This is a genomic window from Bacteroides sp. AN502(2024), from assembly GCF_041227145.1.
Lineage (GTDB): Bacteria > Bacteroidota > Bacteroidia > Bacteroidales > Bacteroidaceae > Bacteroides.
The window spans coordinates 741,888-756,158 of sequence record NZ_JBGFSP010000003.1; the positions used below are offsets into that span (position 1 = coordinate 741,888).

The 14,271-nt window shown below is 46.1% G+C and carries 11 protein-coding genes and 1 riboswitch; of the genes, 9 read left to right on the forward strand and 2 right to left on the reverse strand.

What is annotated here, in order from left to right; translation table 11 throughout:
- The first annotated feature begins 17 nt into the window (after positions 1-17).
- The 3 genes from AB9N12_RS02945 (at position 18) to rseP (ending at position 3,536) form a co-directional block, all read left to right on the forward strand.
- Entirely contained in the window at positions 18-878 is an 861-nt protein-coding gene (locus AB9N12_RS02945) for a M23 family metallopeptidase (RefSeq protein ID WP_369889544.1), read from the forward strand.
- Positions 879-892: 14 nt separating this feature from the next.
- Positions 893-2,083, forward strand: coding sequence for a 1-deoxy-D-xylulose-5-phosphate reductoisomerase (locus tag AB9N12_RS02950; RefSeq protein ID WP_369889546.1), 1,191 nt, complete (start codon positions 893-895; stop codon positions 2,081-2,083).
- A 97-nt stretch (positions 2,084-2,180) separates the two neighbouring features.
- Positions 2,181-3,536 (forward strand): RIP metalloprotease RseP, encoded by a 1,356-nt coding sequence (gene rseP / locus AB9N12_RS02955; protein ID WP_369889547.1) that lies wholly within the window; start codon positions 2,181-2,183, stop codon positions 3,534-3,536.
- A gap of 213 nt (positions 3,537-3,749) precedes the next feature.
- Here rseP and nrdG read toward each other — a convergent pair whose 3' ends face one another.
- Positions 3,750-4,208, reverse strand: coding sequence for an anaerobic ribonucleoside-triphosphate reductase activating protein (gene nrdG, locus AB9N12_RS02960; RefSeq protein WP_369889548.1), 459 nt, complete (start codon positions 4,206-4,208; stop codon positions 3,750-3,752).
- Between the two features lie 2 nt (positions 4,209-4,210).
- The gene (locus tag AB9N12_RS02965) at positions 4,211-6,604 is read right to left on the reverse strand and encodes an anaerobic ribonucleoside triphosphate reductase (RefSeq protein WP_369889549.1); all 2,394 of its coding nucleotides are present in this window, start codon (positions 6,602-6,604) and stop codon (positions 4,211-4,213) included.
- A gap of 39 nt (positions 6,605-6,643) precedes the next feature.
- A riboswitch (cobalamin riboswitch) is annotated at positions 6,644-6,832 on the reverse strand.
- A gap of 85 nt (positions 6,833-6,917) precedes the next feature.
- Between AB9N12_RS02965 and AB9N12_RS02970 the strand changes: the two genes are divergently transcribed.
- The 6 genes from AB9N12_RS02970 to AB9N12_RS02995 all read left to right on the forward strand — a co-directional run bounded on the left by AB9N12_RS02970 (position 6,918) and on the right by AB9N12_RS02995 (position 14,096).
- Positions 6,918-7,109 carry a hypothetical protein gene (locus AB9N12_RS02970; protein WP_369889551.1) on the forward strand — a complete coding sequence of 64 codons (192 nt, stop codon included), beginning with the start codon at positions 6,918-6,920 and terminating at the stop codon, positions 7,107-7,109.
- Between the two features lie 255 nt (positions 7,110-7,364).
- A complete protein-coding gene (locus tag AB9N12_RS02975) occupies positions 7,365-8,684 on the forward strand; it encodes a TolC family protein (RefSeq protein WP_369889552.1) in 1,320 nt (439 codons plus the stop codon).
- An 83-nt stretch (positions 8,685-8,767) separates the two neighbouring features.
- Complete coding sequence (locus AB9N12_RS02980) at positions 8,768-9,802, forward strand: HlyD family secretion protein (protein WP_369889554.1); 1,035 nt, start codon at positions 8,768-8,770, stop codon at positions 9,800-9,802.
- A 37-nt stretch (positions 9,803-9,839) separates the two neighbouring features.
- Complete coding sequence (locus AB9N12_RS02985; RefSeq protein ID WP_369889555.1) at positions 9,840-11,453, forward strand: hypothetical protein; 1,614 nt, start codon at positions 9,840-9,842, stop codon at positions 11,451-11,453.
- Between the two features lie 178 nt (positions 11,454-11,631).
- The gene (locus tag AB9N12_RS02990; protein ID WP_369889556.1) at positions 11,632-13,923 is read left to right on the forward strand and encodes an NADP-dependent malic enzyme; all 2,292 of its coding nucleotides are present in this window, start codon (positions 11,632-11,634) and stop codon (positions 13,921-13,923) included.
- Positions 13,920-14,096 carry a hypothetical protein gene (locus tag AB9N12_RS02995; RefSeq protein WP_369889558.1) on the forward strand — a complete coding sequence of 59 codons (177 nt, stop codon included), beginning with the start codon at positions 13,920-13,922 and terminating at the stop codon, positions 14,094-14,096. Before AB9N12_RS02990 ends, AB9N12_RS02995 begins: the two co-directional genes overlap by 4 nt.
- Positions 14,097-14,271: the final 175 nt, after the last annotated feature.

Here is a 14,271-nt window from a genome sequence, read left to right on the forward strand (position 1 = left end):
TTTTTCAATTATCAAAGATGCCAAAGAGAAGACGAAGTAAAGCTTTCTGGAAAAATGTCAAGTTCAAGTATAAATTAACGGTCGTTAATGAAAACACACTTGAAGAAATTGTCGGACTTCGTGTATCCAAACTCAATGGACTTTCCGTTTTACTTTGCGTGCTGGCAGTGCTCTTCCTAATCGCCTCCTGCATCATCGCCTTCACCCCGCTACGTAACTATCTCCCCGGATACATGAACAGTGAAGTCCGTGCACAAATCGTGGACAATGCCCTGCGTGTAGACTCTTTGCAGCAAGTGCTCGACAAACAGAATCTTTACATCATGAATATTCAGGACATCTTTAGTGGAAAAGTAGCCATCGATAGCGTGCAGACACTCGATTCATTGACCGCTGCCCGCGAAGACACACTGATGGAGCGCACCAAGCGCGAAGAAGAATTCCGCCGTCAGTATGAAGAAAGCGAAAAATATAACCTAACCTCCATCACTTCCCAACCGGATGTGACCGGACTCATTTTATACCGCCCGACACGAGGCATGGTGTCCGACCACTTCAATGCCGAGAAGAAACATTACGGTACCGACATCGCCGCCAATCCCAACGAAAGCGTACTGGCAACCATGGACGGAACCGTCATTCTAAGTACATACACTGCTGAAACAGGTTACCTGATTGGCATACAACATAACCAGGATTTGATTTCGATTTACAAACACTGCGGTTCCCTCCTGAAAAAGGAAGGTGAACGTGTGAAAGGAGGCGAAGCCATCGCCCTGGTAGGAAACAGCGGGGCACTTAGCACAGGGCCGCACCTGCATTTCGAACTTTGGCGTAAAGGGCATCCGGTGAACCCTGAAAAATACATCGTATTTTAAGTGATAATAGAAAAATGAATATAGAGACTAACAAAAAGAAAAAGCAAATAGCCATCCTAGGCTCAACAGGCTCCATCGGGACACAAGCTCTGCAAGTCATCGAGGAACATCCCGACCTGTACGAAGCCTATGCGCTGACAGCCAACAACCGCGTGGAACGACTGATAGCCCAGGCAAGGAAGTTCCAGCCGGAAGTGGTAGTGATAGCCAACGAAGAAAAGTATTCCGAACTGAGAGATGCACTGAGTGACCTACCTATCAAAGTGTACGCAGGCGCAGACGCTATCTGTCAGATTGTAGAGGCGGGTCCCATCGACATGGTGCTGACAGCTATGGTCGGTTATGCCGGACTGAGACCAACCATCAACGCCATCCGCGCCAAGAAAGCGATTGCATTGGCAAATAAAGAAACATTGGTAGTAGCGGGTGAACTGATTAATCAGTTAGCACAACAATACCGCACCCCGATTTTACCGGTAGACTCTGAGCACTCTGCTGTTTTTCAGTGTTTAGCGGGAGAAGTGGGCAACCCGATTGAGAAAGTGATATTGACAGCTTCCGGAGGTCCGTTCCGCACGTGCACCTTGGAACAGTTGAAATCCGCCACTAAGACGCAAGCCTTGAAACACCCCAATTGGGAGATGGGAGCAAAAATCACGATTGATTCGGCTTCCATGATGAACAAAGGTTTTGAAGTGATAGAAGCCAAATGGTTATTCGGTGTTCAGCCCAGCCAGATCGAAGTGGTGGTGCATCCGCAATCAGTCATTCACTCGATGGTGCAGTTTGAAGACGGAGCTGTCAAGGCACAACTAGGCATGCCTGATATGCGCCTGCCTATCCAGTACGCATTCTCTTATCCCGACCGTATCCGTTCTTCTTTCGGCAGGCTCGATTTCTCCCAATGCACGAACCTGACGTTTGAGCAACCCGATACGAAACGGTTCCGCAATCTGGCACTCGCTTACGAAGCAATGTATCGCGGAGGGAATATGCCCTGTATCGTCAATGCAGCCAATGAAGTAGTGGTAGCCTCTTTCCTTAAAGACGACATCAGCTTCCTCGGCATGAGCGATGTGATAGAGAGAACAATGGAACGGGCTACCTTCATCACCAATCCGACATACGATGATTATGTAGCTACGGATGCGGAAGCTAGGGAAATAGCAGCCAGCCTGATACGATCCGCTTCCTCCCATTGTTAAACAAAGAAATTGATTAGTATTAACATAAATTGAAAATAGCCTTTATATCCCTTTCGGTAGAGAATGTGTTGAAGGTTTTAAACTGTAAATAGACTATATGGAAACATTTTTAATTCGTGCCCTGCAATTGATTATGAGCTTATCCTTGCTCGTTATCATTCATGAAAGCGGGCATTTTCTTTTTGCCCGTTTGTTTAAGGTGCGTGTAGAAAAATTCTGCTTATTTTTTAACCCTTGGTTCACCCTTTTTAAGTTCAAGCCTAAGAAAAGTGACACAGAGTATGCAGTAGGCTGGTTGCCATTGGGCGGTTATGTCAAAATAGCCGGTATGATTGACGAATCGATGGATACCGAACAGATGAAACAACCCGAACAACCGTGGGAGTTCCGCTCCAAGCCGGCGTGGCAACGTCTGCTGATCATGGTGGGTGGCGTACTGTTCAACTTCCTGTTGGCACTGTTCATCTACTCCATGATTCTTTTTGCATGGGGCGACCAATATATAAAGGTACAGGAAGCTCCTCTGGGTATGGAATTCAACGAGACTGCCAAAGCGGTAGGTTTCCGTGACGGTGACATCCTCCTTTCTGCCGACGGTGTCCCTTTCGAACGTTATGACGGCGACATGTTAAGCCAGATTGCCGATGCACGCGAAGTAAGCGTCCTCCGTAACGGGGCAGAAGCCTCCGTCTATATCCCGGAAGATCTGATGCAACGTCTCTTAGCAGACAGCGTCCGCTTCGCCTCCTACCGTTTCCCATACGTTATAGACAGCGTAATGGTAAACTCTCCTGCCGCACAAGCTGGACTCCAGGCAGGAGACAGTATCATCGCCCTGAACGGAACGCCGATCTCTTTCTCCGACTTTAAAGAAGCGATGGCAGAACGTAAGAAAAACGAAGCAACTCTGCTCAAAGACAGCATAGATCCGCGCCTAATCACGCTGATTTATGTGCGTAACGGGGCAACAGACACACTAAGCATGCGCGTAGACTCCGCCTACCTGATGGGCGTAACCGCCTGTCTCGCCACAGACCGTCTGCTCCCTATGGTGAAAAAAGAATATACCTTCTTTCAATCCTTCCCCGCAGGTATCTCTCTCGGTGTGAAAACCCTGAAAGGCTATGTAGGAAACATGAAATACCTCTTCTCGAAAGAAGGAGCCAAACAGCTGGGCGGCTTCGGAACGATCGGCAGCATCTTCCCTGCTACTTGGGACTGGCATCAGTTCTGGTATATGACAGCCTTCCTTTCCATCATCCTGGCTTTCATGAACATCCTCCCTATACCCGCATTGGACGGTGGCCACGTGCTCTTCCTCTGCTACGAAATGATAGCCCGACGCAAACCGAGCGACAAGTTTATGGAATACGCCCAGATGACCGGTATGGTCCTACTCTTCGGCCTATTGATATGGGCTAACTTTAATGATATTTTGAGATTTTTCTTCTAGGATTTCGAAGCATAGACTCAGACAGGACAAAATTGAGGAGACTGTCTAACAGGTATCAGTAATAGAAGTCACCCCTGCCAAAGCATATTCTGGCAGGGGTAAAATCGTTAAAATAGGACTTGTTAAATAGCCTCCTCAATTTTTAGTCTATGAGGATTATGATGGAACGCTAGGGTGACCTTGCCAGAGGTTTGATGCCGAGCAATAAGCAGTTTATTTCAGTTTCAAGATCCGTTGATTACTGCTTCCCCTGAACTCCAGATACGGAGAGAAAAGAGCCTGTTCGAAGCGTCCGTCCACCAATACGTTTATATAATCAAGGGCAGCGTTCAAGCGGGGCTTTGCCTTGATTTCTTCGTAACTATATCCTGTATAGCACCACACATTCATTCCCGTCTCCTCTTTCACCCGTTTCAGTAAAAGCAGAAACTCTTCCGGATGGAAAAACGGATCACCACCGGAAAAAGTAACGCCATCCAGTAAAGGATTTGCTTTGATTTCACGGATGATGGCCTGTATTCTTTCTTCCGTCAATTCTTTCCCCGCCTCCGGATTCCAGCTCTCCGGGTTGTGACAACCGGGACAGTGATGGGAACATCCGGCAAGATAAATAGAGTAGCGGATGCCCTCACCATCGACAATCGTTTCAGGATAAGTCCCTAATAAATTCATTTCTACAAGTGTTTTACACGGTCTCTCTCTTCTGCACGTTTAGCAGAGTTCCAAGAACTTAAGTCACCCGTCAGATAACCGGTGATACGGCGCATACGGAGGATGCTTTCACTCTGGCACACCGGACATTTATCGAAGATAACTCCTTTGTACCCACAGTCATGGCAAGTATCTACCGGATGGTTGATAGAGCCGTATCCGATTCCTTCATCGTGCATCACCTTCACAATCTTGGCGATGGCACGCACATTCTTCTGCGCTTCGCCATCCAGCTCCACATACGTGATGTGTCCTCCGCGCGTAATAGCATGGAACGGAGCTTCACACTTGATTTTCTCAACGATACTGATCGGTTCTTTCACGTCTACGTGGAAAGAGTTGACATAATAGTCGCGGTCTGTCACACCGGGGATTGTTCCATATTTCCGGCGGTCCATTTTGGTGAAACGTCCCGAAAGTCCTTCGGCAGGAGTAGCCAAAACAGAGTAGTTCAGGTTATATTTCTTTTTATATTCATCCACTACTTTATTCATTTCCATCACCGCTTCATACAGTGTATCCCATGCTTTCCGGTTGTGTCCGTGACCTTGTCCGTAGAGAGCCACCATCGCATTATGACCACCGATAAAACCGATACCCAGTGTACCGCTACGCAATACATCGCCCACCTGTTCGTTCGCCTTCAGTTCTCCGCCTCCTTTCCACACATTATTTCCCATCATAAACGGGAACTGACGTGCCAAGGCCGTACGTTGATACTGATAACGTTCATAAAGCTGGTCGGCTACGAGCACCGCCATATTATGTACGGATTCGATAAAAATTTCTTTAGCCTTCTGTTCGATGGCATCTTTGTTGCGTTCATCTTCTACCAGGCTTTCGGCTTTGATGCGGGCTTCGATAGCCAGTCTCGGCATGTTCAGCGTAGTGAATGAAAGATTACCACGGCCTAAAGAAGATTTTTCTCCTGCCACGTTCTCAAAGACGCGGGTACGGCATCCCATCGTCGCCAATTCGTAGACGTAACGTTTCGGATCGTCCGCTCTCCATTTCTCGTTTTGGTTGAAAGGTGTGTCGAGGAACATGAAGTTCGGGAACAACGCTTTCGCCGTGGTCTGGCAAGCCTTCAACAGCAAATCGAAATTAGGAGCTTCGTAACGGTCGGTTATTGCCTCTTCGATATTTTCCGCTTTCATCGCTTTCTCAAAGTCTTTCTCCGAGTAAGAAACTCCGTCTTTCACCTTGAAGATCTGAATCGGGAATACAGGTACCTCACCTCTTGTACCCAATCCTTCAATGGTGGCTTTCAGCAATTCTTCGATAACCATCCGACCTTCGGCAGAAGTGTCCGTACCGTAGTTGATGGAACTGAATACCACCTGATTACCCCCACGTGAATGCATCGTGTTGAGGTTGTGGATAAATCCTTCCATGGCCTGATGAGTATCTTTGCGGGTCTGCTGATAAGCTTTCTCGACAATACGGTCAAGGTGCTCCTTGTCTATAATGATTTGTAAAGCGACCAAAGCGATGCGCAATGTTTCGCGTTCAGCTTCAGTTGACTTGATAGACGGAAGATGTTCTTCAATCAATGTGCGGATGGATTTCTCATCGGCCTGATTTCCGTTTTCCATGGCGACATAGAAATTGATGAACGATGCCAGATGCTTCCGGAAAGATTTGGCCACCCCTTTTGCCATGAAGAAATCGAAAGCAGGAATGGCTTGTCCGCCGTGTTGCTCATTCTGGTTGGTCTGAAAGATAATGGTAGCCAGCGTAGCATAGCTTTGGATGCTTTGCGGGGTGCGGATGCTACCGTTCTTTGTGCGGAAACCCCGCTCAAAGAGGTCGTCCATATCATATTGGATACAGGTAGTCGTTTTTGTCGGATAATAGTCCAAGTCGTGGATGTGAATATCTCCCAACTGGTGTGCTTCGGCAAAACGTTTCGGCAACAGGTATTTATAAGTATAATCTTTGGTTACTTCGGAAGCGAACGTCATCATCTGTCCGGCAGGCGTATGACTGCTCATGTTGGCATTGCTCAAGTTGATATCATTCTTGTCGATAGCAACGATACCGTCCATCACTTGCTTCATGTGGGTTTTCTTATCACGCTCCGTATTCCGCCATTCGCGATAAATAATATATTTCTTCGCTACTTCCGGACGTACTTTCATCAACGACTTTTCTACTAAATCCTGAATCTCTTCTACAGTAATAGTAGGAGTAGTAAACTGACTGATTACATTCATCGTGATGTCAGCCACCAACTGCTGCTCATCCTGAATACCGGTTGCACTGAATGCCTTACTGATTGCATTCTTGATTTTACTGATAGAGAAATCTTCTCTTTTACCATCACGTTTGATGATACAAATTTCCGCGTAGTTCATAACTTTAACTCCCGAAAGTTTAAATTTAAAATGTTAATAACTAAAAGAAAAAGCTCCGGCAGGTCTTCTGACTTATCTCTCCCTCGCAACACCTTCCCACACCGCCATCGATGCAGTGGCTTATTGTGCGGATTCTTAGAGAATTACAGCAGCGGGTACTGTCGCCGATTTACACAGCGTTCCCTCATTGGCTAAACCTCTTTCAGCTCCGAAACCGGATACAAAGATAGAAGATTATCCAATATCCCGGTTCGCTTTTAACATTAAATTTGAGGAAACTTTTCTTTCATGCTGATACAGAAAGTTTTCCAAAATGGAAAACTTTCTTCTTATTTTAATGCAAAAAGTATTCGGTTTTCAAGCAATACTTCCAAAAGATTCGCTCGCGGATGATCGTTCTTATGTGGTACATCAGAACAAGCCTTATCCGAGTGGTTGGTTGCAAGAAAACCTGTACTTCTTTCTATTCTTTCCCCTATTTGACATTCCATCTATCATTCGTTAAAAAACATTATATTTGAGCCGGTATAAGGTTACAAGTTACTTGTTTTTTTTCATAATTTTGCAACCCGAAAACAGAAAACAAGTATCAATATGAAACTAAGATATAATCAAATCGCCATTCGCTACAAGAACAAAATGGAAGACTTTCACAGTTGGGGTGTAGCAGCACAGATTTGATAACCCTTCATTTTTCACTACAGAGGATTTACTAGAGAGAATTCTAACTTCTAACTATTCATTAAACTTATTTTCATTTATGAGCAAGAAAAGATGGCTCATAGTGCAGCTATATGCCGTGCTATGCAGTCAGGGAGTGTTTGCCCAAACGCTTGACAGGAGGGTATTGGGTATTGATGAAATGTTCCGCCTGGCAGACGAGAACAGTCAGAGTATTCAAACGTATAAAACCGGAAAAGAAGCAGCCGATGAAGCATTGAAAGCTGCAAAGTCACAACGTTTGCCGGATATAGATGCCTCGCTCTCATTTAGTTATCTGGGCGACGGATATATATGGGACCGTGACTTCAAAAACGGACAGAATATTCCTATGCCACATCTCGGCAATAACTTTGCCTTAGAAGCGCAACAAGTAATTTACGCAGGCGGAGCCATCAACAGTAGTATTGCCTTGGCGGAACTCGGTCAGCAGATGGCCGTATTGGACTGGCAGAAGAACCGTCAGGAAATCCGTTTTCTCCTGACCGGCTACTATCTGGATTTATACAAGCTGAATAATCAGTTGCAAGTGCTACAAAAGAATCTGGATTTGACGGAGCAAGTGATCCGCAACATGGAATCACGCCGCACACAGGGAACAGTCTTAAAAAATGACATCACTCGCTATGAACTACAAAAAGAGACACTAAAACTGCAACTGGCTAAAGTGCAAGATGCCTGCAAAATAATGAATCACCAACTGGTGACGACCTTACATCTGCCTGCCGCAACGGAAATCGTTCCTGATTCCACCCTGTTGGATAAGGAAGTGAAAGCATTAGCCGAAAACGACTGGCAAATGATGGCCAGTCAAAACAATGTCGGCTTGCAGCAGGCCCGGCTGGCTATGCAAATGAACGAGCAGAAAGTGAAACTGGAACGTTCGGAACGGCTTCCGAAAATTGCACTTGTGGCCGGTGAACATTTAGACGGTCCTATCACCATCGAAGTCCCGGTACTCGACAAAAACTTCAATTACTGGTATGTGGGAGTCGGCATCAAATACAATCTTTCTTCTTTATTTAAAAACAACCGGAAAGTGAGACAGGCAAAACTGAATGCCCACAGAGCACAAGAAGAATATTCACTGGCACAGGAACAAATAGAGAACGGTGTCCAGGCCAACTACGTCAACTTCCTCACCTCCTTCACAGAGCTGCGCACACAGGAGAAAAGCGTGGAACTTGCCAACCAAAACTATAACGTAACCAGCAACCGCTATAAAAACGATCTTGCACTGCTTACCGATATGCTCGATGCCAGCAACATGAAACTAAGTGCCGATCTCGGTCTGGTCAATGCGCGTATCAACTTGATATACAATTATTATAAAATGAAATATATCACACACACTCTCTAACAGAGAAATGATAACTTATCAAAAAAAAGAATCCAATTTATAACAGAATCAAATTCTCATCCCATTTTAAAATAGAACAGATTATGATAGCTAGAAAAACCCAAAAGATAATATACAATCTGATAATTATCTGTTTACTTATCAGTGGTGTCACTTATGTTTGTTCCCGGTTTATCCATTGGGGAAATATCGAGTATACGGATAATGCGCAGGTGAAACAACATATCACGCCGATCAATACCCGTGTACCGGGATTTATCAAGAAAATCTACTTTGACGAGTATCAACAAGTACGCAAAGGCGACACGCTCCTTATCATCGAAGATGCGGAATTCCGTCTCCGTGTGGCACAGGCAGAAGCGGATTTGGCGAACGCCACCGCAGGACGCCAGGCCACTACCATCGGTATCGCCACTACGCAAAACAATTTAAGCGTGAGCGACGCAAGTATTGAAGAAGTACGTGTACAGATGGAAAATGCCAAACGCGAACTGAACCGTTTTGAGAAACTGTTGCAGGAAGACGCAGTGACGAAACAGCAATATGACAACGTACATACAGCCTACGAAGCCGCCAAAGCCCGCTATGAACAGGTGTCACGGGCTAAAATGTCCACTTCTTTAGTAAAAAGCGAACAGACCCATCGACTGGGACAGAATGAAGCAGGTGTCCGCCTGGCAGAAGCTGCGCTAGAACTAGCCCGTCTGAACCTCTCCTATACAGTGATCATTGCTCCATGTAACGGCACGACAGGGAAAAAAGAAATTCTGGAAGGCCAACTGGTACAGCCGGGACAGACCATGGTCGATATCGTGGACAGCAGTGATTTGTGGGTAATCGCCAATTACCGCGAAACGCAGCTTCCGAACATCAAGGAAGGTGCAGAAGTGGAAATAACCGCAGACGCCGTGCCGAACGTTACATTCAAAGGAGTAGTGGAATCCATCTCCGATGCGACAGGAGCCGCCTTCTCACTGATTCCGCAAGACAACGCCACCGGAAACTTCGTGAAAGTGGAGCAACGCATTCCCGTACGTATCAGCCTGAAAGGAAACAAACCCGAAGATTTAAAACGTATGCGCGCCGGTTTTAACGTAGAATGCGAAGTGAAATATTAACACTCCAATCCTCAATCGCTTTAATCTTTAATTTTTTATGAGTGCTCCTGTTCTGAACGGCCCTTTTGTCATGCCGATGTTCCGCAGTTTCGTGCCGCGTAAGATTCAACCGTGGATTTATCTGTTCATAGCCGTCACCTTCCAACTTTCGGGAGGTGTCTATTTGGGTGCATTGAATCAGATGATTGGCAGCATGTCTCTGATGAGGGAGGATATTTTGATGTGTATGTACTCCAATCTGGCCGGTATGGCAATCTACTTTCCATTGCTGTTCCGCATGAAGTTTCGTTTTACCAATAAAACCCTGCTTACATCGGCCGCACTGGGAGTATTACTCTGCAACCTGATAGCACCGCATATCACCTTCCTCCCTCTGCTATGGTTGGTCTGCTTCATCGAAGGTATATGTAAAATACAGGGAACTTTCGAGTGTATGTCAAACATTCAGCTATGGATGACCCCTAAACGGGATTTCACCGTTTTCTTCCCCTGGCTTCATCTGGTGATTTTAGGAAGCATCCAGCTATCAGACCTGATTACGACCCGTTTAATGTATCATTACCACTGGACCTACATGCACCTGTTCGTTGCCGGTCTGATGCTGATTGTGCTATTGATACAATTCACTTGCGTGAAGCATTTCCGGTTCATGCGCAAATTTCCCCTGTTTGGTATCGACTGGCTGGGCGGGATATTATGGGCTGCCTTATTAGCGGAAATCACCTTCCTCTTCAACTACGGAGACTGGTACGACTGGTGGAACAGCCCCGTCATCCGCCAACTGACCCTCGTAATCTTCCTCACTTTAGGAATCTGCATTGGGCGTATGATGACCATCCGACACCCGTTTCTCGAACCAAAGATGTGGACATACCGTCATTTTTGGCCTTTAGTGGGATTAGTCACTTTGGTGGAAGCGTTCCTCGCCACGGAGCACGTGTTGGAGGAAGTCTTTTACGAGGAAGTAATGAAATATGAAGAACCGGTCAGTTCACAACTCGACTGGCTTGCCATTGTCGGTATCGTATGCGGTTGCCTGTTTTCTTACTGGTGGATGCACGTCAAGCAATATAATTATGTACGCCTGATCATTGTCGGCTTTATCGGGCTGATCGGTTACCTGATCGGTTTCTATCTGACTTTATCCACCGATATTCATATCTCACAACTTTACCTGCCTACCGTATGCCGGGGCTTTGCTTATGCCGTATTGAGTGCCACTTTCTTGGTATGTCTGGAAGAAGCCATGACATTCCAGCACTTTTTCCAAGGACTAAGTGTATTCAATATGCTGCACATGATAGTGGGTGGCGTAGTAGGAGCCGCAGTCTATGCACAGGGATTGGCGTATTATGTTCCCGACAATCTGGCACGCTACGGTTCGGCCATCGATCATGTAGCTTTCAGCAGCAGTCCGTTCAATCTGAATCATTACATGGAAGAGTTTATCAGTCGGATGATGGAAATAAGCATCAAGCAGATTTACGGCTGGGTGGCATACGCCTGCATATTCCTCTTCCTATTGTTATTGCTCTACGATTTTCCGATCCGACGCTCACTAAAAAGCATGCCAAGCTGGAAAGAGGTGGCAAGGGAGGTGAAAAACACGTTCCGGCGGACCACACATACACCATCCGAAAAAGGAAAATAGGACGATGACCGGCAGGCACAGGTGGTATCGGCATAGTAATCTCCGGTTATACCGGTCTCTTTATCTAGCCATTTTGCTATAAATTTAATAGAAATTATTAGCCAATAGCTACAAATTCAAACTTTTATTTCTACATTTGCAACCAAATGATAATTTATTAACAAATTACCTAAACGCCATGGCTAAAATAACGAAAGAAGCCGCTTTGCTCTATCACTCACAGGGCAAACCCGGCAAGATTGAGGTAGTGCCTACCAAACCTTACAGTACACAAACCGACTTATCACTCGCATATTCTCCCGGTGTAGCAGAACCTTGCCTCGAAATAGAAAAGCATCCGCAAGACGCGTATAAATACACGGCTAAAGGCAATCTGGTAGCTGTTATTTCCAACGGTACAGCTGTACTCGGACTGGGTGATATAGGTGCATTGAGCGGCAAACCTGTAATGGAAGGGAAAGGCCTGCTTTTCAAGATTTACGCAGGTATCGATGTTTTCGACATCGAAGTGGATGAAAAAGATCCGGAGAAATTCATTGCGGCAGTAAAGGCTATTGCTCCTACTTTCGGAGGTATCAACCTGGAAGACATCAAGGCTCCCGAATGTTTTGAAATCGAGCGTCGTCTGAAAGAAGAATTGGATATTCCTGTCATGCACGACGACCAGCACGGTACTGCTATTATCTCCAGCGCCGGTTTGGTAAATGCCTTGCAGGTGGCCGGAAAGAAAATCGAAGATGTAAAAATCGTAGTGAACGGTGCCGGTGCATCAGCCGTATCTTGTACTAAATTGTATGTATCACTGGGTGCACGTCTCGAAAACATTGTCATGCTGGATAGCAAAGGAGTTATCAGCAAGACACGCACAGACCTGAACGAACAGAAAAGATATTTTGCAACCGACCGCACGGATATCCACACGCTGGAAGAGGCAATCAAAGGAGCGGATGTATTCCTCGGCCTGTCAAGAGGAAACGTGTTAAGCCAGGAGATGGTACGCAGCATGGCTCCGATGCCGATTGTGTTCGCATTGGCCAATCCTACACCGGAGATCTCTTACGAAGATGCCATGGCAGCACGTCCTGACGTGCTGATGGCTACCGGACGTTCCGACTATCCGAACCAGATTAATAATGTAATCGGTTTCCCGTATATCTTCCGCGGTGCTTTGGACACGCAAGCAAAAGCAATCAACGAAGAAATGAAAATTGCAGCCGTACGCGCTATCGCCAACTTGGCCAAACAGCCGGTACCCGATGTAGTCAACGAAGCATACCACGTAAACAATCTTTCTTTCGGTCCGGAATACTTTATCCCCAAACCGGTAGATCCGCGTCTTATCACCGAGGTTTCCTGTGCAGTAGCCAAAGCCGCTATGGAAAGCGGAGTGGCTCGCACAGAAATCAAAGACTGGGATGCCTACTGTGTTCACCTGCGCGAATTGATGGGCTACGAATCCAAACTGACCCGCCAACTGTATGATACGGCCCGCCGTTCACCGCAACGTGTCGTGTTCGCCGAAGGCATCCATCCGAATATGCTGAAAGCTGCCGTTGAAGCAAAAGCCGAAGGCATCTGCCATCCTATCTTATTAGGAAACGATGAAGCCATCGGCAAACTGGCGGCAGAGCTCGATCTCAGCCTCGAAGGAGTTGAAATCGTCAATCTCCGACACCCGGACGAATCGGGACGTCGCGAACGTTACGCACGCATCCTTGCAGAAAAACGTGCACGCGAAGGCTTTACCTATGAAGAAGCCAACGATAAGATGTTCGAACGCAATTACTTCGGTATGATGATGGTGGAAACCGGAGATGCGGATGCTTTCATCACCGGACTTTATACAAGATATAGCAATACGATCAAAGTGGCCAAGGAAGTAATCGGTATCCAGCCGGACTTCAAACACTTCGGAACCATGCATATCCTGAACTCCAAGAAAGGTACTTACTTCCTGGCAGACACACTGATCAACCGCCACCCGGATACGGAAACATTGATCGACATCGCCAAGCTGGCTGATAAAACAGTTCGCTTCTTCAATCACACACCGGTTATTTCCATGTTGTCATACTCCAACTTCGGTGCTGATACTGCAGGTAGCCCTGTAAAAGTGCACGAAGCTGTTGCCTATATGCAGGAAGAATATCCGGAACTGGCTATCGACGGCGAGATGCAGGTTAACTTTGCCATGAACCGCGAATTGCGTGATGCCAAATATCCGTTTAACCGTCTGAAAGGCAAAGATGTAAATACATTAATATTCCCGAATTTGAGTTCGGCAAACGCCGGTTACAAGCTATTGCAGGCAATGGATCCGGATACGGAATTCATCGGTCCTATCCAGATGGGGTTGAACAAACCCATTCATTTCACCGATTTCGAAAGCTCCGTCCGCGACATTGTGAATATCACAGCCGTAGCCGTGATCGATGCTGTCGTTGATAAAAAGAAAAGAGCAGGCAAATGAAACGTCCGTTATCCCAATCACAAATAGTTTGCATCAGCCTGCTTTGGTTGGCGCTTTGCTATCTGGTTCTGACAAAAGCCGAACGGATTGACGGAATGACGCTCATCATGCTTGCCCTTTCGGCAGCATTAGTGTTTATCCCTGTCTATAAGTCGATTAAAAGGAACAAATAAATATCTTTTTTTCTGTTTCCAATGCGATAAAATATCAAAATTGATGTTTTATCGCATTTTTATTTATAAAATGTTTGATAGTTTAATTTTTATCTTTACTTTTGCAACCGAAAACAGAGATTTGATGTACACACATATAGATGTGCAAGCCTGCTATAGAGCACCAAAGCACATA